General features: G+C 54.3%; 19 protein-coding genes. 13 read left to right on the plus strand and 6 right to left on the minus strand.

Translation table 11 applies throughout. The annotated features are described in order from the left end of the window. Positions 1-13: 13 nt before the first annotated feature. Complete coding sequence (locus tag ACSV5M_RS00125; RefSeq protein ID WP_439173299.1) at positions 14-889, minus strand: hypothetical protein; 876 nt, start codon at positions 887-889, stop codon at positions 14-16. Positions 890-1,104: 215 nt separating this feature from the next. On the opposite strand from ACSV5M_RS00125, the gene ACSV5M_RS00130 reads away from it, so the two are divergent. Then, entirely contained in the window at positions 1,105-1,848 is a 744-nt protein-coding gene (locus tag ACSV5M_RS00130; RefSeq protein WP_439173300.1) for a glutamine amidotransferase, read from the plus strand. Position 1,849: 1 nt separating this feature from the next. Here ACSV5M_RS00130 and treS read toward each other — a convergent pair whose 3' ends face one another. From treS to ACSV5M_RS00145, 3 genes are all read right to left on the minus strand, one after another. Further along, positions 1,850-5,176, minus strand: coding sequence for a maltose alpha-D-glucosyltransferase (treS, locus tag ACSV5M_RS00135; RefSeq protein WP_439173301.1), 3,327 nt, complete (start codon positions 5,174-5,176; stop codon positions 1,850-1,852). Between the two features lie 180 nt (positions 5,177-5,356). Further along, positions 5,357-7,954 (minus strand): DNA ligase D, encoded by a 2,598-nt coding sequence (gene ligD, locus ACSV5M_RS00140; RefSeq protein ID WP_439173303.1) that lies wholly within the window; start codon positions 7,952-7,954, stop codon positions 5,357-5,359. A 99-nt stretch (positions 7,955-8,053) separates the two neighbouring features. Then, positions 8,054-9,022 (minus strand): Ku protein, encoded by a 969-nt coding sequence (locus ACSV5M_RS00145; RefSeq protein ID WP_439173305.1) that lies wholly within the window; start codon positions 9,020-9,022, stop codon positions 8,054-8,056. Between the two features lie 291 nt (positions 9,023-9,313). Between ACSV5M_RS00145 and ACSV5M_RS00150 the strand changes: the two genes are divergently transcribed. Continuing rightward, positions 9,314-9,538 carry a FaeA/PapI family transcriptional regulator gene (locus ACSV5M_RS00150; protein WP_439173306.1) on the plus strand — a complete coding sequence of 75 codons (225 nt, stop codon included), beginning with the start codon at positions 9,314-9,316 and terminating at the stop codon, positions 9,536-9,538. A gap of 81 nt (positions 9,539-9,619) precedes the next feature. On the opposite strand, the gene katE is transcribed toward ACSV5M_RS00150, so the two are convergent. Together katE and ACSV5M_RS00160 are read right to left on the minus strand one after the other, a co-directional pair. Beyond that, positions 9,620-11,752 carry a catalase HPII gene (gene katE / locus ACSV5M_RS00155; RefSeq protein ID WP_439173308.1) on the minus strand — a complete coding sequence of 711 codons (2,133 nt, stop codon included), beginning with the start codon at positions 11,750-11,752 and terminating at the stop codon, positions 9,620-9,622. 93 nt (positions 11,753-11,845) lie between these two features. Further along, positions 11,846-12,022, minus strand: a complete 177-nt coding sequence (locus tag ACSV5M_RS00160; protein ID WP_087467177.1) for a general stress protein — start codon at positions 12,020-12,022, stop codon at positions 11,846-11,848. 284 nt (positions 12,023-12,306) lie between these two features. Here ACSV5M_RS00160 and ACSV5M_RS00165 point away from each other — a divergent pair, with 284 nt between their 5' ends. From ACSV5M_RS00165 to ACSV5M_RS00215, 11 genes are all read left to right on the plus strand, one after another. Continuing rightward, a complete protein-coding gene (locus ACSV5M_RS00165) occupies positions 12,307-12,669 on the plus strand; it encodes a termination factor Rho (protein ID WP_439173309.1) in 363 nt (120 codons plus the stop codon). Positions 12,670-12,830: 161 nt separating this feature from the next. After that, complete coding sequence (locus ACSV5M_RS00170; protein ID WP_439173310.1) at positions 12,831-13,436, plus strand: DUF4142 domain-containing protein; 606 nt, start codon at positions 12,831-12,833, stop codon at positions 13,434-13,436. Positions 13,437-13,455: 19 nt separating this feature from the next. Beyond that, complete coding sequence (locus ACSV5M_RS00175; RefSeq protein ID WP_439173311.1) at positions 13,456-13,965, plus strand: ferritin-like domain-containing protein; 510 nt, start codon at positions 13,456-13,458, stop codon at positions 13,963-13,965. Positions 13,966-14,011: 46 nt separating this feature from the next. Beyond that, positions 14,012-14,671, plus strand: a complete 660-nt coding sequence (locus tag ACSV5M_RS00180; protein ID WP_439173312.1) for a DUF4142 domain-containing protein — start codon at positions 14,012-14,014, stop codon at positions 14,669-14,671. Positions 14,672-14,684: 13 nt separating this feature from the next. Then, on the plus strand, positions 14,685-14,990 hold the full coding sequence (locus tag ACSV5M_RS00185; RefSeq protein ID WP_439173313.1) for a hypothetical protein: 306 nt from the start codon (positions 14,685-14,687) through the stop codon (positions 14,988-14,990). A gap of 121 nt (positions 14,991-15,111) precedes the next feature. Then, complete coding sequence (locus ACSV5M_RS00190) at positions 15,112-17,442, plus strand: TonB-dependent receptor (protein ID WP_439173315.1); 2,331 nt, start codon at positions 15,112-15,114, stop codon at positions 17,440-17,442. A 167-nt stretch (positions 17,443-17,609) separates the two neighbouring features. Further along, the gene (locus ACSV5M_RS00195; RefSeq protein ID WP_439173317.1) at positions 17,610-18,971 is read left to right on the plus strand and encodes a PepSY-associated TM helix domain-containing protein; all 1,362 of its coding nucleotides are present in this window, start codon (positions 17,610-17,612) and stop codon (positions 18,969-18,971) included. 174 nt (positions 18,972-19,145) lie between these two features. Next, positions 19,146-19,532 carry a hypothetical protein gene (locus ACSV5M_RS00200; RefSeq protein WP_439173318.1) on the plus strand — a complete coding sequence of 129 codons (387 nt, stop codon included), beginning with the start codon at positions 19,146-19,148 and terminating at the stop codon, positions 19,530-19,532. Continuing rightward, positions 19,523-19,897, plus strand: coding sequence for a glycoside hydrolase family 19 protein (locus ACSV5M_RS00205; RefSeq protein ID WP_439173320.1), 375 nt, complete (start codon positions 19,523-19,525; stop codon positions 19,895-19,897). Before ACSV5M_RS00200 ends, ACSV5M_RS00205 begins: the two co-directional genes overlap by 10 nt. Positions 19,898-19,907: 10 nt before the next feature. Continuing rightward, positions 19,908-20,444 carry an XAC2610-related protein gene (locus tag ACSV5M_RS00210; RefSeq protein WP_439173321.1) on the plus strand — a complete coding sequence of 179 codons (537 nt, stop codon included), beginning with the start codon at positions 19,908-19,910 and terminating at the stop codon, positions 20,442-20,444. A 122-nt stretch (positions 20,445-20,566) separates the two neighbouring features. Further along, positions 20,567-21,013 carry a DUF2721 domain-containing protein gene (locus ACSV5M_RS00215; protein ID WP_439173323.1) on the plus strand — a complete coding sequence of 149 codons (447 nt, stop codon included), beginning with the start codon at positions 20,567-20,569 and terminating at the stop codon, positions 21,011-21,013. The last annotated feature ends 25 nt before the right edge of the window (positions 21,014-21,038 follow it).

A 21,038-nucleotide genomic window follows, 5' to 3' on the forward strand; every position in this document is an offset into this window, starting at 1 on the left:
TGTCTTTACGTTCTTAGGCAGGCACTTTTTCAAGGATTATCGCACCGCGCCGCGCACCGTCGGAGGAACTGTATAGCTGATGCGCGCGAGCGACAGATGTTTTCCACAAATCCTGGGCCGCCAGGGCGATCAACACCGGCGCAGTTGCTCGCCCGATATCGCCGTAGCAATCGGCGGGATGCTGCAAAGAGAGCGGATCAGCAAACGCGTGACGGTTGCGAATATAAGCCACACCGTATTCCTTGGCCCACATATGTTCGCCATTCATGCTGCTGTAGAGGCTATGGATAGGCGGCACCGTAGCACCAGCCAGTGCTTTTTTAAACGCCTGGTCCAGTCCGTCACCACGATAGGGTTCATCGCTGCCCAAATGCCCCGGCTCGTCGGCCATGCCCGGTGGATGGAGCAGGATACGGTGGCCATTCACTACCGCCGCCAGGGCCGGATTGCGCGTCAGCAGTAAAAAGCCGGCGTAAACGCAACGGCTCATGACCGTGGAAATCCAGCCGGGAAAGGTGTCGGCGAGATGTTTGACCAAACCGGCGCCCAAAGCCGATACCGCCGGCGAGCTGGCCTCCGGCAGGGCCAGCACCAAGGGTATGGCCTTTTCCGGCGGCTCACCCGCAATGACCTGCTGGATCGCGAGGCTCGCCATGGCCATCACCCGCGCCGCGTGTGTCCCGCTCCAGTTGGCGACATCCAATCCTTGCGCCGCAAAGACTGCGGGCGGCACTTCGGTAACTTTAATAGGCTGAAAATGGCGGTTGTAGAAATCCGCCAGGGCATAGGCGCTGATACCGGCATTAACGGCAGCAGAGGTCATCGCGGTGTCAGCACCAAGCGGTGTGATCATTCCGCTGGCAGCAAGGAAAAGCGGTTGGCTAGTCATCGGTGAATCAGGTCCTTGATAGTCTCACTACAATCAGCGCGGCATGGATTGAACTCAGGGTACGGATCAGAAGGTTTGAAAATAATGTGAGTCGAGCCATTAAAGTTCAAATCGCGCTGAATAAGCAACCAGGCGTTTTGAATCTTCCTGCCACCACTTGCATCGCCAGTACGACGCCCGCAGGATAGGGAGGCTTTTTTCAGGAGTTCGCTGTTATGTCTTCCTCTCGCACTACCCCTGCATTATTTATCCTCAAGGTCGGCACGACCTTTCCAGCCACGGCGGCGGTCCTGGGAGATTTTGATGACTGGACCCGCGTAGCTCTCGGCGATCTGACCACGCCGGTTGTTACCTGGAATGTTCAGGATAATGCATCCTTACCAGAGGTCCAGGCGTGTGCCGGAGTGATTATCACCGGTTCCCATGCCATGGTGACCGATCATTTAGCCTGGAGTGTGGCGATTGAGGATTGGCTGCCCGCGCTGGTAGAAGCCGAAGTGCCTATCCTCGGGGTGTGCTATGGCCACCAACTGCTGGCCCAGGCCATGGGGGGAGAAGTGGGTTACCACCCCCAAGGGAAAGAGGTGGGCACAAGGGAGATCGAACTCCTGCCCGCCTGTGCGGCAGACCCCCTGTTCCGCAGCCTGCCACCGTCGTTCCTGGCCCACACCACCCACGCCCAGACCGTGCTGCATTTGCCGCCCGGCGCCGTGCGACTGGCGGCTAACCTGCACGAACCCAACCACGCTTTTCGGCTCGGTGCCCGCGCCTGGGGTGTGCAGTTTCATCCGGAGTACACGCCGCCGATCATGCGTGCCTATATCGAGCAACAAGCGGAGGTGCTGACGCGGATGGGCCAGGATGTTGCCCGACTGCTGGAAGACGTTTCCGCCACACCGTTTGCGGCGGAAGTCATGACCCGCTTCGCCGCACTGGTGGAGCACGGCGAAGCGGTGTGAGTTACTGTTCGTGCAAGCCCAGCTGTTCCACCAGGCTCGCCAACCCCTGCAAGGGCACCGGCAACCAATCCGGCCGGTCGTGGCATTCCGCGATGATCTGGTGAGCCGCTGTATCGAGGCGGTGGAATAACAGTGCCTCGCCTTCGCCGTCACGTTCAACCCATTCATGGGGCAGGTCGGCCGCCGCGATGCGATAGGCATCCAGGAAACCGCGCCGCGCGTGCTGCAGATAGACACTGACCATGGAGCGGCGCGCCGTTTCGGCCTCCGGTGAATCGTCCACGCCGCCGGGGTTGCGCAGGATCATGGCAGCCGCGTAATCGAAGGAACACAGCATACCGGCCACATCTTTCAGGGGGCTCTGGCGCCGGCGACGCTCCGGGAGGCTGAGGCAGGTATTGCCTTCAAAGTCGATAAAGTAGGCATCGTCCTGCACCACCAACACTTGCCCCAGATGCAAGTCACCGTGAATCCGTTGCATGACCCCGCCCAGAGAACCCTGGGCCAACTGATCCAGCCGCGCCAGAATCTGTTCGCGGCGCGCCAACAGGTTTTCGGTCAATAGCGCCTCGGTACTGGGCAGTTCATGACGGAAGTCGTCCAGCTTTTGCAACGCCTCTTCCATCTGCACGCGGGCTTCGTCCTGCCATACCGCGACATCGGCCGCGCTGGTGATCACTAGGTCAAAATCCGAATTATCCGATGGCTGCGCCAACGCCTGGTGTAGTTCCCCCAGACGGCGGCCGAGGATGCGCGCAAAGGCGTCCAGTTCGGCCAGCGCCGTTTGTTCGTTTTCAATGCCGGAATCGCCACCCGCCAGTTGGTCGCGCACCGCCCGTTCAAGGGTGTTCTGCGTCCATTGCCAAGCATCGCCCTGGTTGCTCAGATAACCGTGTAGCACCATCAAGGTATAGGTTTCACCGCGCGGATCAACGCGTCGCACTTCCCCCAGGAACGGCGCCATGTGGGTGAAACCGCGCTCGGTCAGGAAGCGGCCCATCTCCACCTCCGGATGCGTACCCGGCAGGACGCGGCGGAAAAGTTTCAACAGCATGGTTTCGTCAATGGCGATAGAGCTGTTGGCGTGCTCGGCGGTGATAAAGCTGATCTCCTCCTCCGTGCGCTCCGCGGCTTCGGTCACCCGCTCCAGTTGGGTGGCGGGAATAAATTGCACTTCGCTGCCCTCCCGCGACAGCACCTGGCTATGGCGCAGGCCCTGCACGACTTCCCGCGCAAAGCCGGTGAGGGTGGAGGCGTCGGTCAACAATCCCACCTGCCGGCCCTGACGCAGCCGGGCCATGGCCAGTTGTTGGGGAATCACGCTGCCTTCACTCTTTTCGGCCACATAGCCGAGGGGCAATTGATAATGCTCGCTGCCACTGTCGTAGCGGATCTCCACCCCGGCCAAGGCGTATTTCTTGCCCGATTCGCCGAAGGGCATGAGGTAACTCAGATGCAACTTGCCGTCTTCCGGTTGGCGACCACGGTGCGAAAACCAATGACGCCGGGAGATGTAATCCGGCAGGGATTCGTGCTCCAGCACCGTCAGGTTGGGTTCCTGCAACAGCTCTGACAGGTCTTTCTTGATGATCAGTGGCGGCAAGTCGGGCATGGGTTCTACCGGCGGCACATACCAGTTGGGCATTTGCGCTTCGTCTGCCAGCAGGAACCAGTAAAAGCCATACGGCGGTAAGGTCAGCAGGTAACTCAGCTGACCGATAGGCGGGAACGAAGAGCCGCCAATCATCTCGACGGGCACCTTGCCCGCGTAGGCGGCCAGGTCCAGTTCCACCGCCTGGGCCGAACGCGACAGATTCGCCACACACAGGATCAATTCATGGTCGCCCTCCGGCCCGGTGTACTCGCGCAGGTAGGCAAAGATGCGCCGGTTGGTGGGCGCCAGCATCTTCAGCGTGCCGCGACCAAAGGCCTTTTGTTGCTTGCGCACCGCTAGCATGCGCCGGGTCCAGTTGAGCAGCGAGTGGGGGTCCACCACCTGGCTTTCCACATTCACGGTCTGGAAGCCGTAGAGCGGGTCCATGATTGGCGGCAGGGCAAGACTGGCCGGGTCGGCGCGGGAGAATCCGCCATTGCGGTCGATGGACCACTGCATCGGCGTGCGCACCCCGTGACGGTCACCGAGGAACAGGTTATCGCCCATCCCGATCTCATCGCCGTAATACAAGGTCGGCGTGCCCGGCATGGACAATAGCAAGCTGTGCAGCAGCTCAATACGCCGACGGTCCCGCTCTACCAGCGGCGCCAGGCGGCGGCGGATGCCCAGGTTCAACCGGGCGCGCCGATTGGAGGCGTAGTATTCCCACAGGTAATCCCGCTCATCGTCGGTCACCATCTCCAGGGTCAATTCGTCGTGGTTGCGCAGGAAGATGGCCCACTGGCAGTTGTCGGGAATCGCCGGCATCTGCCGCAGGATATCGGTCATGGGAAAACGGTCTTCCTGGGCAATGGCCATGTACATGCGTGGCATCAGCGGGAAGTGAAAAGCCATATGGCATTCGTCGCCCTTGCCGAAGTATTGCTGGATGTCTTCGGGCCACAGGTTGGCCTCGGCCAGCAGCATCCTATCCGGGTAGCGTTGGTTCAGCTCGGCGCGGATCTGCTTGAGCACATCGTGGGTCTCCGGCAGGTTTTCATTGAGCGTACCTTCGCGCTCAACCAGGTAAGGAATTGCATCCAGCCGTAAGCCATCCACCCCCAGATCGAACCAGAAACTCATGATGCTCAGTACTTCCTTTAATACTGCCGGGTTATCGAAGTTGAGGTCGGGCTGGTGCGAATAGAAGCGGTGCCAGAAGTACTGGCCCGCCACCGGGTCCCAGGTCCAGTTGGAGTTTTCGGTATCGGAGAAGATGATGCGCGTGCCTTGATATTTCTGGTTGGTGTCGGACCAGACATAGAAGTCGCGCCATTTGGAACCTTTCTTGGCGCGGCGGGCGCGCTGGAACCAGGGGTGCTGGTCGGAGGTGTGGTTGATAACCAGTTCAGTGATCACCCGCAAACCGCGTTTATGGGCTTCCTTTAGGAAACGGCGCGCGTCGGCCATGGTGCCATAGTCCGGGTGCACACTGCGGTACTCGGCAATGTCGTAACCGTCGTCGCGGCGCGGGGACATATAAAAAGGCAGTAACCAGATGGTGTTAACGCCCAGTTCGGCGATGTAATCCAGCTTCTCGATCAGGCCGGGAAAATCCCCCGAGCCGTCATTATTGGCGTCGAAGTAGGATTTGATGTGCACCTGGTAGATCACCGCGTCCTTGTACCACAGCGGGTCTTTGAGAAATGTCGCGGTTTTTGCTTTGTTAGCCATCGGCAAACCTCGTGTCATATTCATAAACCAAAACAGGAGGTACGCAGCGGCACTGCGTTGCCAGATAAAGCGCTGTGCATTGATGAACCCTCATCATCTGGCGCCCTCCCTCTGCTTCTAATTGTCGACGGGTGCTTCTGCCTGTCGACTGGCGAACCGCCGCCGGGTTCAGCCCATTCTCTATTCCGGGTGCGGAACCCCGAGCCGTTTCCACATGGCCTTGGTAATCCGCTGCTGATTAGCATAATCCGCCCAGGGGTCCGCTTTCAGTGCGGCTAACCGCCGACGCAGATTGCCGATATGCCACTGCGTCGCACTGTGCAGGTGCGTTAACTCCTCGCGCGCTATTGGCACCGACACCGGCAGACCCGGCCGCGCGCGCACCGAGTAGGCCGCCACGGTACTGGCGCCGCGCTGGTTGCGCAGGTAATCCACAAAGATCTTGCCGACCCGGTTCTTGGGCCCCATGCGCGCCACAAAACGATCAGGCAATTGACGGGCCATAAATTGGGCGATGGCCTTGGCAAACTCCTTGACGGTGGTCCAGTCATCGCGGCGTGCCAGGGGAATAATCAGGTGGATGCCTTTACCGCCGCTGGTCTTCAGGAAAGTATCCAGCCCCAGTTCATCGAGCACCGCCAGGGTCAGGCGGGTGGCATCAAGCATACTTTTCCAGGGCAAGGCCGGGTCCGGGTCGAGATCCAGGATAATACGGTCAGGCTTCTCGATGCGGTCACTGGTGGCACCCCAGGTGTGGAATTCGATGGTGCCCATTTGTACGGCGCCGATCAGCGCTTCCGGGCTGTCGATCTCCATCAAAGGCGCATGACCGGGATCGAGGGCCGGGTCGAGCAGCTTCACCGCCGGAACCGCCAGATGTTGTTTGTGCTTCTGGAAAAACTGCTCACCACCCAGGCCGGTGGGCAGGCGCAACAGGGACACCGGGCGGTTGTCGAGTTGGGGCAGCAACCAGTCGGCAATCTCTCTATAGAAGTGCACCAGGTCGATCTTGCGGGTGTGACTCTCGGCATCGATCTCCCGATCCGGATGGGTGATCTTTACCCCGGCCGGAGCAGCGGGTTTTGCTTCGCCGGCGCGGATATCCGGGCCGCTGTGACTTTTCTTGCCTGGGCTACTCTTGCCAGGGCTACGGGGCTGCTCCCGGATAATTTCACTGGCCGGTTTGTCGCTGCGCAGGGCAATAAAAGATGCCTGACGCAGGCGGTTGTCACCGGTCCACTCCGCAAATTCCACCTCGCACACCAGGCTGGGCTCGAGCCACTGCACATCGCGCGCCTCGCTGCCGGCGATACTGTGGCTCAAGGGGGAATCCCGCCGCTCCAGCGGGCGCAATTGCCGGTGCACATCTTTCAGGCTGGTGGCGCTGAAACCGGTCCCGACGCGGCCCGCATAGACCAGGGCCGGATCGTCAACCGCCTTATGTACGCCGAGCAGCAGCGCACCGAAGCTGCTGCGGCTGCCTTGCGGCGGGGTGTAGCCGACAATCACAAATTCCTGGCGCAACCGACATTTCAATTTGATCCAGTCGGCGCTGCGGCGCGACACATAGGGGCTGCCCAGCCGCTTGCCGATGATCCCCTCCAGCGACATGGCGCAGGCGGTCGCGAGGATGTTGGTGTGGCCATCTTCAAACGCGGTAGAAAATCGCACCAGGCCGGTGTTGCTGCGCGGCATCACCTGCTCCAGTGCCGCGCGACGTTCTTCTACCGGCACACGGCGCATATCGCGGCCGTTGAGGAAAGGCGCATCAAACACGTAGTAGACGATGTTGTGGCTGCGGCCTATTTCAAATGCCCGTTGCAATGCCTGGAAATCTGGTAGCCCCTCATCGTTGAGCACCACCACTTCGCCGTCGAGCCAGGTGTTTTCCAGCCCAAGTGCCTGGATCGCCTGCACCTGTTTGGGCATGCGATGGGTCCAGTCGTTGTCGTTGCGGGTAAACAGTCGCACCTCACCACCGATGATGCGCGCCAGAATCCGGTAACCGTCGAACTTGACTTCATAAAGCCATTTGCCGGTCAGCGGTTCTGTGACCAGCGTAGCCAGCTCCGGCGCCAGGTGTTCCGGCAGTGGCTGGTCGGGTTTGATCGCACGGATATTGTGGGTAGCTTTGCTGGCGCTGTCGCGGCGGCTACCGGGCTTAGCTGTGGTCTTATCCGCCGGTTTTTTTTCAAGCACGCCGGTATGGCTGAGTACGCTGTCCGGTTCTTCCTTGACGATGTTGTAGTCCGCTGCGCGGCGCGCTGCATGGTCGCGCTCCTTGATCAACAACCATTGCTCCTTGTCGCCGCTGGCGCGCATGGTGGTGCGCACCAGGTTCCAGTCCCCGCCCAGTTTTTCCCCGATCAGCGTGAACTTGAGCTTGCCGGATTGATAAGCGGCCAGGGGATCTTCATCCTGCGGCTGCCAGACACCCTGGTCCCAGACGATGACATCACCCGCACCATACTGCCCGGCGGGAATATTGCCCTCGAAATTCGCGTAGGCCAGCGGGTGGTCTTCCACATGCACGGCGAGGCGTTTGTCCTGGGGATCGAGGCTCGGGCCTTTGGGTACGGCCCAGCTCTTGAGGGTGCCATCCAGCTCCAGGCGAAAATCGTAGTGCAAGCGCCGCGCCGCGTGCTTTTGCACCACAAAGCGCAGGGCATTGGTACGTTTGCCGCGCACTGGCTTGGGAGGGTCAGCGCGCGGTTCCGAGGTGATATTGAAATTGCGTTTACGATTGTATTCGTTGTCATTGTTGGAGGATTTCGCCATGGTGTGCTGTCCTTTTTTTGAAAACGGTTTTTTACAGGACGAGGTTCGCTTTTCGTGTCGGATTACGCTGCGCTAATCCGACCTACGGTTGGTCACAAGTCAGTGGCTTGCGGTTTTTTTGCGCGTAGACGACGCGGTTTTTTTGGTGGACTTGGCGGGTGCTTTGCGCGGCTTGGTCGCGGCGGCTTTTTTCGTGCGGCTGGCCGTTTTTTTCTTGCCTGCGTCGGCGTCCTCTTGGCTGGCCGACTCGCCCTTGCCGGTTTCACTGCGCGCGCGCGGTTTGCCGCCCAAGCTGCGTTTGAGCAGCTCGGTCAGGTCGACAATATCCGCTGTGCGCCGCTCGTCTTCGTCCTCCGCGCGCTCCACATTTTCAATCTTGCCGGCGCGGGCTTTCTGTTCCACCAGTTGCATGATCTTGTCGGTGAAGGTGTCCTGGTATTCGTCCGGGCTCCACTGGGCCGTCATGTCATCCACCAGCCGGCGTGCCATATCCAGTTCTTTTTTGCTCAGATCCACATCGGCGATGGCATCACCGATATCCAGGTCTTCCACATCCCGTACATCATCCGGCCAACGCAATAACACCATCACCAATGCCGAGGCCAAAGGCATGACTGCCGCCAGATGTTGGCGCGTGCGAATCACCACCCGCGCTAACGCCACCTTATGTGTTTTGCACAAGGTTTCGCGCAACAAGGCATAGACTTTTTCACCGCGTTTCAGCGGATTAAGGTAATAAGGAGTATCGATATTGGTGAGTGGAATGTCATCGCTATCGACAAAGGAAAAGATATCAATGGTTTGGGTAGCTTTAGGGTGCGCCGAACGAATTTCTTCATCGCTCAGGATCACGTAACGCCCTTTTTCATATTGCACGCCTTTGACGATGTGCTCTTTGGACACTTCCTTGCCGGTGACTTTGTTCACCCGTTTATAGCCTACCGGTTCCATACTACGTTCATCGAGCCAATCAAAATCCACACCCTCTGATGAAGTCGCCGAGACGACGCCGACGGGGATGTGTACGAGTCCGAAACTGATGGCACCTTTCCAGATAGAACGCGGCATGGTCTGCTCCTGTCGTTTAAAGCGCTAAGCCGTGGCAGCGCAAAAATATTCTAAACATGGCAATTTCCTTGATCGGGTGTGCATAAGAACTTGAGCAACAAAACTAGTTTCGTTTGTGGCAAATAAATGACGGGAATTGCTGAGGGTTTATTAACGTCCGGTGTGTCGGAGTACATAGGAGATACGGCGTCGGATTATGACACGCTGTATCTAATCCGACCTACGGAATAACAGGGAACGAGTTTTGCCAGAGGGAGTCTTTTTATCAGGATCTTTTGTGAGGAATCTTTTATGGCGGACGGCCATCTTTTTTTAGTAAGTTATATTTTGAATAACCAGCCGAAGACGGCAGAGATTCGTGCGGAAGCAGAGCGGATTTCTATTGAACAAGCCCGGGTCTATCTGGAAGCCTTACATGCTGTCAGCTCGTCTGAAAATATCTCTGATATCCAGATCATGGGCATCCATCACGACCGCCCTCATCAAACTCCCGGACACTACCAACAGCAGGAATAACCTCAAGCCAACGTAGGTCGGATTAGCACAGCGTAATCCGACACTCGACTTCCCTGTCACCACACTAAGGTTTTGCCGGCTTTACGCCGGAATCGACTTAACCCGCGGCTCCCGCGCCCACACCCGATGATTCGCTATCGCTGCCGCAAATGCACTGAACACATCCTTACCAGATGCGCCGGTAATTAATCCATCATCTGCATCCAGCACCAGACGTGCGGTTAATTCACACGCCGCACCGCACAACGCAATCGCCTTTAAATGTTTATAGGCTTCCAATAAATAATGCACCGCCGTACCACTGGCAACAAAGCTTTTTGCCGCATCCTCGCCGCCGGGAATAAAGACCGCGTCGAAAGCAATGGACGGCATACCTTCCATGGAAGCATCCGGGACCAGGTGTTGACCCTCGAGCGTTTTAACCGGCGCTACCGAGGGTGCGATCAGTTTGGTGCTCGCACCTTCGCGTTTGGCTTCCTTTATTACATACTCAATGTCACTGCCAGCCACACCATCGGCAATCAAGATCGCAATCTTGCGCGACATGATATTGCCCGGTAATAAATTCATCTGGCTTAACGCGGGCGAGATTTCCGGCGCCGTCACGCGCAAGGGCACTGTCGGTCCTTGTGGCGGCTGTACGCCGATATTTTCTGCCACGCGAGTGGCCAACCCCAGATCAATATTGGCAAGAATCTCATTCACCTGCCGCTCACGAATGTGCATGCGCTCCACCTTGGATAATTCAAAACTGTAGGCGGCAATAATATGTTCCTGTTCATGCAGGCTCATACTTTTCCAAAAAAGCCGTGCCTGGGAAAAGAAATCGCCAAAGGATTCGCTGCGGTCGCGGACCTTGTGACCGGCCATGGGCTCGCGGTATGAATCGAAACCGCCGCCCGCTTCAGCTTCCGGCGTTTCTTTGGGCCAACCGCCATCAATGGAATTGGGTTCGTAACTGGCGCGGCCTTTGTTGATAGTTTGCCGATGAAAGGAGTCGCGTTGATTATTGTGAAAGGGGCACACCGGACGGTTGATGGGAATTTCATTAAAGTTCGGCCCGCCCAAGCGCAGCAGCTGGGTATCCGTGTAAGAGAATAATCGCCCCTGCATCAATGGGTCGTTACTGAAATCAATGCCCGGCACGATGTTGCCCACATGAAAAGCGGCCTGCTCTGTTTCAGCAAAAAAATTATCGGGATTGCGATTGAGTACCATGCGCCCCACCGGACGCACCGGAACCAACTCTTCGGGAATAATTTTAGTGGGATCAAGCAAATCAAAATCGAATTTGAACTCATCTTCTTCCGGCACAACCTGGATGCCCAACTCCCATTGGGGGTAATCACCTTTTTCAATATCTTCCCATAACATACGCCGGTGAAAATCAGGATCTTTACCGGCAAGTTTTTGCGCTTCGTCCCACACCAGCGAATACACACCGGATACCGGCTTCCAGTGAAATTTCACAAACACACTTTTGCCGGCTGCATTCACCAGGCGAAAGGTATGCACACCAAAGCCTTGCATAGCGCGATAGCTCACGGGGATAGCGCGATCCGACATGGTCCACAACACCATGTGTGCAGACTCCGGCGTTAAGGAGACAAAATCCCAAAAGGTGTCATGGGCGGATTGTCCGGTAGGAATTTCATTGTGCGGCTCAGGTTTTACCGCGTGGACAAAATCAGGAAATTTAATGGCGTCCTGGATAAAGAACACCGGCATGTTATTGCCCACCAGGTCGAAGTTGCCTTCTTCTGTATAAAATTTTGTGGCAAAGCCACGCACATCGCGCACCGTATCGGCGGAGCCGCGCGGACCTTGCACCGTAGAGAAGCGTACGAATACGGGAGTTTTCACCGAGGGATCATTGAGAAACTGCGCCTTGGTTAAATCCTTCAGCGGTTCGTAGACTTCAAAGTAACCGTGGGCCGCTGCGCCACGTGCATGGACCACGCGCTCGGGAATACGCTCATGGTCAAAATGCGTGATCTTTTCACGCATTAAAAAATCTTCCAGCAGGGATGGTCCGCGCTCGCCAGCTTTCAATGTATTTTGATTGTTGGCGATCTTGACACCCGTGCTATTCGTGAGAGCTTCGCCCGTGGCATCTTCGCGCCAGTTGTCCAGTTGTTCCAGCTTTTTGTTGGTGTTTTCACGGTCCGTGGTATCTGTGCCGGCCAATTCACTGCGCTTGTCTTTACCTGCCATCGTCGTCTCTCCTCCGCGGTTAGGGGATGTCACCTTATTGTTCTGATAACGACGGAAGCCTTTCGCCTCCGTCGCATCGATCCTGACACGTCATCAGGATTTACGGCCGCCGCCATGGCTGTTGGCGCCGCCTTTACGACCGGCCTCTGCGGCGCGCTCGGGATCATTTTTAAAGTTACCGCCACTGACCTGACCACCTTTTCTGCCAGCTTCAGCAGCGCGCTCAGGGTCACGGGCGAAATTACCTTTACCACCTCGTTGCTGTGTCATAGTGAATTCCTCATAGTTGATTAAAGATTAATGACTGGAGAGCATAAGCTCCTCATCATGGAGGATGATCCGCTTGATAGGTTCGTTTTGTTTTTAGAGTTTTTAACGCTTAAAAAATCGCTGTAGATTTTTCGGTGACAAACCGCACATTGCTGTCGCATAAGCTTTCCGCCGCCGCTAATTAATGCGCAATTTCCCCTAACAAACATCGCAATAACTGTCATAAATTGCACAAAGCGCATTGATTTTTTAACCGATGTAGTGATCGTTAAAGGAGGTTAGTGATGGCCAGAGGCAGCAAAGAAAAATATACCGACAAACAAAAGCGCAAAGCAGAACATATTGAAGAAGGCTACAAGGAAAAAGGTGTCAGCGATAAACGGGCAGAAGCCATCGCGTGGGCCACCGTGAATAAGCAATCCGGCGGTGGCGAGCGCAAAGGGTCAGGCACGCAAAAATCCGCCGAGGAAAAACAACAGGCCCGCAAGACTTCCGCCAAACGCGCAGCAGCTTCACGTAAAGGCGTACCGCGCTCGGAGTCTCTGGAGCTGGAGACGAAGGAAGTCTTACTCAAAAAAGCCCGTGCGCGAAATATTCACGGCCGCTCGACAATGAACAAGGAGCAATTGATCAAAGCACTGCGGTGATCCACCGCCGGATCTGTGTACGCACACGCACAAAGAAATTTTTTCCTACAGCCTAGAATGGTGTAATTGAATTAGAGTGACTAAAACCAAGCGGCAAAGGAGAAACTTTTGTCGTCGGAATTTATCCAGATTAGTGCGATGTCAACATTAGGGGTGAAGCTATGAATGGAATGAATCATCTGCGCAATGGCGTGATAGCGGTGATATTCGGTGTTATCTCGCTGGGTGCAACAGCGAATGAAGATACTGAATTCTTTATCGACGAGGCCCTGATGAAAGGCTGGGTCGAAATTGCCAATGCCAAACTGGCTCTGCAGGAATCCAGCTCCCAGGAAGTGAAAGCCTTTGCCCATCATATGATCAAGGATCATGAAAATATTAACGCTGAGTTAATGAAGATGGCGCGGGAAAAAGATGTTCCCTTGACCAAAGGTGATGAATTGCAGGAGCGCATCAAACCCCTGATGTTCAGAACACGCATGGGCGAATTTTTTGATATCGGTTATGCCAACAATCAGATGGTCGCGCATCAACAAACCCTGCGACTGTTTCAGCGGGCCGCCCAGTCTACCGATGACGATGTGGCAGCATTTGTGAAAAAGCACTTGCGTACCATGGAACAGCATCTACGTATGGCGGAGCAATTGGTTGCCGCGACGGCTGAAACCAAGACCGATATTTACCAGGACCGTGAAGGCAAGACGTACAACAACCATCAACACCTGAAGGATCTCGGTGAAGATACCGACCAGACAGACAATCCTTGATGATTAAGGATGCAGTTTTATGTCAACAGCAGCAGAACACTTATTGGATTGGTTGCGCGATGCGCACGCCATGGAACAGCAAGCGGAGAAAATGTTGAGCAATATGGCGGAGCGGCTGGAACATTATCCGGCCTTGCGCCACCAGATTGAGCTGCACATGGAAGAGACCCACGCGCAGCGGCAATTGCTCAAGGGCTGTCTTGAACGTCTGGGACATACGCCATCGACAACAAAAGATATTACCGGGCGGCTGATGGCCTTTGGCCAATCGGTAACCGGCATGGCAATGAGTGATGAAGTGGTCAAGGGCACCCTGAGCAGTTATGTCTTTGAACAAATGGAAATTGCTACCTACACCATCCTGATTGCCGCCGCCGAGGCAGCTGGCGATATCGAGACGCAACGCATCTGCGAATTGATACTGCCGCAGGAAATTGCCATGGCGACTTGGTTGAGCGAACACATGCCGGAGATCACATTTGCCTTTTTATCGCGCGATGCCGATCCGGAGGCCATCGCCAAGCGATGAGGACGTTTCATCGCTTTACACTCACGTTTTGTTTTTGGGATAAGACATGAAAACGATCACCTTCATCTTCAGTTACCTTTCCATCCTGCTGGTGTCGCTGTGTTGCGTGCTGGCCATCGCCGATGAAACCTTTATGCCCAATACCTTTGTTGACCAGGCATCAGCTAAAGGCATCGCGGAAATCGAAGCCGGGCATCTTGCGCTGAGGGAATCCTCCCATCCGGCCGTCAAACGCTTTGCCCGCACCATGATCAATGAACATGGTTCCATCAACCGCAACCTCATTCGCCTGGCCCAGCGTAAGGATATTCCTGTGGCCGACGAAGCGGAATTAATCAACCAGGCCAAACTGACGCTGCTAAAAGTGCGCGACGGAGAGTCTTTCGATATCGCTTACGCGCGCAATCAAATTACCACCCATGAAGAAGCTATTACCCTGTTTCAAAAAGCGGTGTTCCTGAATGACGCAGAGCTGAGTCAATTTGCTGAGAAAAACCTGCCGGTATTGCAGGAGCATTTATCCATGGCCAAGTCCTTGTTGGCCAACATTAAACCGGCAGACATGGAATTACCGCCACGCAAAACCTTTGATCGGCCCGCTGATGCGCCGCTAGAGCCGGAACAACCAAGGTTACAACCCGCTCCCCGGGAGATGAACCCCGGCGATAACACCCAGCTGCAAAAACCTGCTGACACTATCCAATAACGGAGGTTTCACTATGAGCACCAGATCACCCTTTATCCGCGCAACCCGCATCCTCGCCCTGAGCGCTGCGGCCTGTTTGACCCTGGCGTGCTCGCCTGACAACGAGCCGCAGCCATCCGTGAATAACAATTCCCCGACCACGGCAAACCCGGCAACGCAAACACCACCACCGCCTACGCCGAGTAGCCCGCAAACTATGGATGACGGCATGACCAATGAGAATGCTGTAAGCAGTCCCGCTTCATCGGCGCCCATGGAAGACAACCTGGATACGGATCGCGGTGTCGGTACGGTACCGCCGACCACTTATTCCAACTAACTCATCGAACCTATGCCCTCCCAGCGCACCGCGACCGCGCGGTGCGACAATTTGTCACATTGGACCCTGCCTGCTTTTGCTCTAGATTTGGCCCCTCAACAATAGTAAAAATGGGGACGTTATGGGCTCGCGTATCATCGGCCTTGCCAGACAGATCCCACACTTCACTCTGGCAGTATTCGGTCAACTTGCAGTTAGTGCTTCATCCGCAGTCGCCCACGAAGCGACGCAGAGTAAAAATGTCGAAGAAGTTCGCGTATGGGGCGAGCAAAAAGACAGCCGCCAGGCGGGCTACACCAACCCCACCAGCCTGCTGACCCAGGAAGACATGGTCAGCATCAACGTCGCCACCACAGAAGATCTGGTGAAGTACGAACCCAGCATCGTGATTCGCAAGCGTTACATCGGTGACTCCAACGGCACCCTCGGCCTGCGCGGTTCCAATATGTTTGCCACCTCCCGCTCCATGGTGTTTGCCGACGGCGTGCCACTGCATTATTTACTGCAATCGCGTTGGAGCGGCGCACCGCGCTGGACCATGGTGAGCGCCAGTGAAATTGCCCAGGTGGAAATTTTGTACGGGCCGTTTTCAGCGGAATACAGTGGTAATGCCATGGGTGGTGTGGTGCTGATTGAAACCGCGATTCCGCAGGAACGCGAAGTCCATGTGGATCTGGATTATTTTTCCCAGGACTTCGCTGCCTACGGTTTTAATGACACACTGAACGGCCACAAAGCGTTTATTTCTTACGGGGATAAAGTCGGCGACCTGAGTTTTTATGTTTCCTACAATCGCCTGGAAAATGACAGCCAGCCACAGTCGTTTTATTTTGATAACCGCACACCCGGCACCAATGCCGTACCGGTGACCGGTGCGGTGATCGATCAGGACGTGTTTGGTAATACGGCGTTTTATTTTGGGGACACCGGCGTTGAGCAAGCCACCACCGACAACCTCAAATTAAAATTGGGTTACGACTTCGGTGATTGGTCAACACTGTTAAATGTGGCTTACGAGGATCGCAATACCCTGCGCGACTCAGCGAATTCCTATCTCGTTGATGCTGATGGCGTAACCCGCTGGTCCGGCAATTTTGTGCAGGACGGTACCGGCATAAACGTGAACGCCAATCGCTTGGGTGCCAGTAACCTTGATCGCCAAAGTCTGTCGGTTGGCTTTCGGGTAAAAGGCGACCTCAACGATAACCTCCGCTTTGAAGGGAATGCCAGCGACTTCCGGATTCTGAAAGACAACAGCCGTGCATCCAGTCACAATCTCAACGACCCTTTGTTCACCGGTCGCGGGCAAACGACCGACTACGATGACACCGGCTGGCAAACCCTGGAAGGTAAATTTATTGTTAATAATGTCGGCGTGGACGGCCTGGAATTAGTGACCGGCGCACGCTATGAAGCCTACCAATTGAATCTGGATGTCTATAACTCCCTCAATTGGACCCGTGGCGATAACAACGGTTACAGCAGCCGCAGCGGTGGCGAAACGGAAATCAGCGCGGCGTTTGTCCAGGCGAACTGGGCGATCAATGAAGCCTGGGATATGGCTATCGGCGGTCGTTACGAACACTGGAAAAGTTTCGACGGTTACTTCAGTGAGGATGTTGCTGAAACGGCGGAATTTGAGTTAGCTGAGGTACCGGAAAGCTCCAGTTCAAAATTCTCACCCAAGTTTTCATTAGGTTATAAACCGGCCCAGGATTGGTTGGTGCGCTACTCCGTTGCGCAAGCCTATCGCTTTCCCATTGTGGAAGAGCTGTTTACGCAGAGCGCATCTTACTCCACCATCATCGAAGCAAAACCGGATTTAAAACCGGAAGACGGTTTCCATCAAAACCTGATGATCGAGCAGCAATTTGATACCGGTTATGTGCGTGTGAATGTGTTTACAGAAACCATTCAGGATGCGATTGAATCGCAATCCAATTTGTTACCTGGCGGCGGATCCGTCACCACTTTCTCTGCCATTGATGAAGTGGAAACCGATGGGGTGGAGTTTATCTTCAATCGCTACGGTGCTCTCGTGCCTGAACTGGATGTGCGTTTCAATGTGGCTTATACCAAGTCGATCATTGAAGACAACAGCACTGCCGAAGGCGAGAATCCAGCATCAACGATTGAAGGCAATGATTACCCGCGCATGCCGCGCTGGCGCAGCAACCTGATGCTCACCTATCACGCCAGTGATCGCTGGGATCTTAGCGGCACAGTGCAATACGCCGATAAAAGTTTTGGCCGCCTCGACAACACCGACGATGCCGAAGAAGTGATGGGTGCGCAGGACGGCTATACACGCATTGGATTGAAAACTACTTATGACCTCAGCGATCAGGTTGAACTGGGGTTTGGTATTGATAATCTTACTGACGAAAGTTCATTTGTGGCGCACCCCTGGCCGGGGCGTACATTGTATTTCAATTTTTCTTACAGTCTTTGAGATTAAGCGTGCTTGTCGGATTACGCTGCGCTAATCCGACCTACAAAACCAGGCCAATGTAGGTCGGATTAGACACGCTAGTGTCGTAATCCGACACCACACTCACATAACAGCATCAACCCGAACAAAATGAAAAGCGACCAGAATATTGATAAAGGTAACCGGCGATGAGCAACAACCAAGCCACCGAATCCCTCACCAACGCCAACACAAACGGCGATAAAAGCCGCATCAATCAAGCACTCTACCGCAGCATCTGGCGCTGGCATTTTTACGCCGGTATTTTTTGTATTCCCTTTGTCATCCTGCTTGCCATCACCGGTGCAATTTATCTATTCAAGCCCTACTACGAAAACTGGCAGGAATCACAATATCACGGCCTTTCGGTGACACAGGAAGCACTGCTGCCCAACCAGCAAATTGCCGCGGCACTGGCAGAAATTCCCGAGGGAAAATTGCTCAATTATCGCTTGCCGCAAGCCGCCGATGAAGCCGTCATGATTAGCGTGCAAGCCGATCAGGTCTGGCAGGTCTTTGTAAATCCCTACAACGGCGAAATCGTGGGCAAGCAAGCCAGCAACGATAAATTGATGAATATCGTCAAGACTATCCACGGCGAATTACTACTCGGCAATCTTGGCTCTATCCTGGTGGAGTTGGCCGCTTGCTGGGCCATTGTGCTGATCATCACCGGATTGTATTTGTGGTGGCCGCGCAGCAGCCGGGGAGTCGCCGGGGTACTTTATCCGCGCATGCGCCAGGGCAACCGTGTTTTCTGGCGCGACCTGCACGCTGTCACCGGCATCTGGATTTCATCGCTTGCGTTATTTTTATTGATCACCGGCCTGCCCTGGGCGCTGGTGTGGGGCTCGGCACTAAAAGAAGTCCGCTCGTTTGAATTAAAACCCGCCCAACAAGATTGGACCCAAAGTCGCCAACAGGAACACCAACACTGGCGCGCGCAAGCCAGCGATGTTTTTGATCTGACACCCGCCGTGCTGGCTAAAGCGCAAGCTCTGCAATTGGCACCCCCGGTGGAGTTAAGCGTGGCCAATGCGCATCACCACACCTGGAAAGCCTCATCACAAACCCCCAACCGGCCGCTGCGCGCCGATGTATGGATTCGCCACGACGGCAACATTGAAAAACAAAGCGGCTTCGCCGAAAAACAATTACTCGACCGCGCCATCGGTGTCGGCATTGCGGCGCACGAAGGCTATTTATTTGGCTGGTTTAATCTGTTACTCGGCGTATTCACCTGCGCCGGTTTGATATTGATAAGCGTCAGCGGTTTTATCTTGTGGCGTAAACGCAAACCCGACGCCGTGCTCGGTGCACCGCCAGCCAGACCAACCAACGCCGGTGTTGTGATTATCGGCATCACGTTAACCTTAGGCATACTGCTCCCCGTGATGGGTATTTCACTGGCGGCGCTGCTGCTACTTGAGTTTTTCGTGTTACGGCGTTTCAATGGATTGGGTCAATGGCTGGGTTTGCAGGTGAATGGTGGAGAGACATCGGTGGATTAAGCGCAGGCTGATGCCTGATATATTGCCCACTACGCCAGCACTACAACTCATTTGTTGATACAGGATAAGCCACGTAAAGAGAAAAAAGTCACATCACTTTTTTCTCTTTAATGGTAAAAAATAAATTTTATAGGGATGATACCAGTATGTGCATAAAACAAAGCGTGGGGTTGGGTGGAGCCAATTAAAAAGGTTTATGTAAAAATCATACAGGCTGCCATCAATCTCTCTCAGTCATCAAGCTTCGCTCTAAAAGAAAAATTGATCGTTGATGGCGCCATCGGAAAGAAAACGATATCGGCAATTGAGCATTACCAAAGTCTTATCATCAACATGAAAAAACCCGACGGACGCGTAGATCCCGGCGGAAACACCATCAGAACCCTCAAAACATCCCTAACAAAGGGACTTAGTGTAGATGCATTAATAGCTATTATGGGCTATGGCTCTCCTGTTGTTGTTAAAGGTTACCATCCCCTATTGATCAATCAGCTCCCCCTTCACGGAATAACCACCCCTTTACGAATTGCACACTTTCTGGCCACGAGAGCATGTCACTGACCTACACAGAAGAAATAGCAAGTGGCGCAGCATATGAGGGAAGAAAAGACCTCGGCAACACGGAAAAGGGTGATGGCGTGAGATTTAAAGGAAGAGGCCTGATTCAGTTAACCGGCCGAAAGAATTATGCTGATTATGCCGACTACGCTTGCCTCAACCTTCTTAACAAGGGTAACGAGCGCCTGGTCTCGCTACATCCTACCTATGCCCTTGACGCTAGCCTGTGGTTCTGGAGCAAGCGAAAGCTTAATAGCTTTTCCGACAAAGACGATCTCAGATCTATTACCAGACGGGTAAACGGTGGATATAATGGCCTGGCTGATCGGCAGGATTATCTGGATAGAGCTAAATTCTTTCTTTTATAGGCGATTCGTAATGAAAAAAGCCGTTTTTCTCATACTAATCTTTGTCCAGGCATGTGAGGCGAAACAGGATACTTTTGATCAAGCCCTGGAGAAAGAATGTGGAATAGCCTTCGGAAAACTTGATGAATGTTCATTTAAAACGCCTTCATATGACATCTCGGTAGCTATTATTACAGAAGATGTTGCCGAGGATGAAAAACTGATTTCAGCGGTTGTTATCAAAAATAATAGTACAAAGCAGACGCTTCCTGTAACCGAAGCCACGAGTATGCTTGATGGCGATGTCGGGTATATCTCCTTCTCTGATATTAACTTTGATAGCGTTCCCGATCTGGCCATTCCAACCTCCTTCGGCACACCAAATCTTTATTTGGATTATTGGGTTTATGATGTCCAAAAACAGGCATATGAGTATCTTGGTAATTTCCCTCAATTTTCGATAGACAAAAAAAGAAAGATAATAACTACCAGAGTTAAAGAAAGCGCAGCGGAATATCAGATCGCAGAATGGCATTGGAATAAAGGGAAACTTGAAAGAAAAGAATGAAGACCTTTCATATTTCAATAGCTATTTCATTGTCGTTGGAAAAGTTCCAGCCCTGTCGGATTACGCTGCGCTAATCCGACCTAATGGCTTGGTTTGACATTTATATTTTGGATCCCAATGAGATGATGATGAATTTTGGTGATATCGCCCATGCCATCCAGCTTGCGCTAGCTCCGGTATTTTTATTGACGGGTATTGCCGGCTTGCTGAATGTCATGGCGGGGCGGCTTGCGCGGATTATTGATCGGGGGCGGAACCTGACGGAGCAGGAGCTTCCACCGCATTTGAATAATCCGGAGTTGCTCAATAAGGAACTTGGCCGCCTTGAACGCCGGCGTCACTATGCCAGCTCTGCGATTACGGCCTGCACTTGTTCAGCATTGCTGGTGTGTATGGTGGTAGCGGTGATTTTCTTGCAGGTGTTGTTGCAAGTGGAATTCAAATGGGTCATTAGTGCATTGTTTACAGCATCCACACTGACATTGATTGTGGGGCTTGGTTACTTTTTGCGGGAAGTTCATCTGGCGACGCGTACGGTGCGGATTCAGGTGATTACGCGGGCAAAGTGAGATGAATAGATTGGGATGTCGGATT

This window comes from Cellvibrio sp. ARAG 10.3 (assembly GCF_051846955.1).
Taxonomy (GTDB): domain Bacteria; phylum Pseudomonadota; class Gammaproteobacteria; order Pseudomonadales; family Cellvibrionaceae; genus Cellvibrio.

Bases quoted from the DNA above. Each gene is read 5' to 3' on its own strand.
- ACSV5M_RS00125 (WP_439173299.1), bottom strand. From the start codon at position 889: ATGACTAGCCAACCGCTTTTCCTTGCTGCCAGCGGAATGATCACACCG.
- ACSV5M_RS00130 (WP_439173300.1), top strand. From the start codon at position 1,105: ATGTCTTCCTCTCGCACTACCCCTGCATTATTTATCCTCAAGGTCGGC.
- treS (WP_439173301.1), bottom strand. From the start codon at position 5,176: ATGGCTAACAAAGCAAAAACCGCGACATTTCTCAAAGACCCGCTGTGG.
- ligD (WP_439173303.1), bottom strand. From the start codon at position 7,954: ATGGCGAAATCCTCCAACAATGACAACGAATACAATCGTAAACGCAAT.
- ACSV5M_RS00145 (WP_439173305.1), bottom strand. From the start codon at position 9,022: ATGCCGCGTTCTATCTGGAAAGGTGCCATCAGTTTCGGACTCGTACAC.
- ACSV5M_RS00150 (WP_439173306.1), top strand. From the start codon at position 9,314: ATGGCGGACGGCCATCTTTTTTTAGTAAGTTATATTTTGAATAACCAG.
- katE (WP_439173308.1), bottom strand. From the start codon at position 11,752: ATGGCAGGTAAAGACAAGCGCAGTGAATTGGCCGGCACAGATACCACG.
- ACSV5M_RS00160 (WP_087467177.1), bottom strand. From the start codon at position 12,022: ATGACACAGCAACGAGGTGGTAAAGGTAATTTCGCCCGTGACCCTGAG.
- ACSV5M_RS00165 (WP_439173309.1), top strand. From the start codon at position 12,307: ATGGCCAGAGGCAGCAAAGAAAAATATACCGACAAACAAAAGCGCAAA.
- ACSV5M_RS00170 (WP_439173310.1), top strand. From the start codon at position 12,831: ATGAATGGAATGAATCATCTGCGCAATGGCGTGATAGCGGTGATATTC.
- ACSV5M_RS00175 (WP_439173311.1), top strand. From the start codon at position 13,456: ATGTCAACAGCAGCAGAACACTTATTGGATTGGTTGCGCGATGCGCAC.
- ACSV5M_RS00180 (WP_439173312.1), top strand. From the start codon at position 14,012: ATGAAAACGATCACCTTCATCTTCAGTTACCTTTCCATCCTGCTGGTG.
- ACSV5M_RS00185 (WP_439173313.1), top strand. From the start codon at position 14,685: ATGAGCACCAGATCACCCTTTATCCGCGCAACCCGCATCCTCGCCCTG.
- ACSV5M_RS00190 (WP_439173315.1), top strand. From the start codon at position 15,112: ATGGGCTCGCGTATCATCGGCCTTGCCAGACAGATCCCACACTTCACT.
- ACSV5M_RS00195 (WP_439173317.1), top strand. From the start codon at position 17,610: ATGAGCAACAACCAAGCCACCGAATCCCTCACCAACGCCAACACAAAC.
- ACSV5M_RS00205 (WP_439173320.1), top strand. From the start codon at position 19,523: ATGTCACTGACCTACACAGAAGAAATAGCAAGTGGCGCAGCATATGAG.
- ACSV5M_RS00210 (WP_439173321.1), top strand. From the start codon at position 19,908: ATGAAAAAAGCCGTTTTTCTCATACTAATCTTTGTCCAGGCATGTGAG.
- ACSV5M_RS00215 (WP_439173323.1), top strand. From the start codon at position 20,567: ATGATGATGAATTTTGGTGATATCGCCCATGCCATCCAGCTTGCGCTA.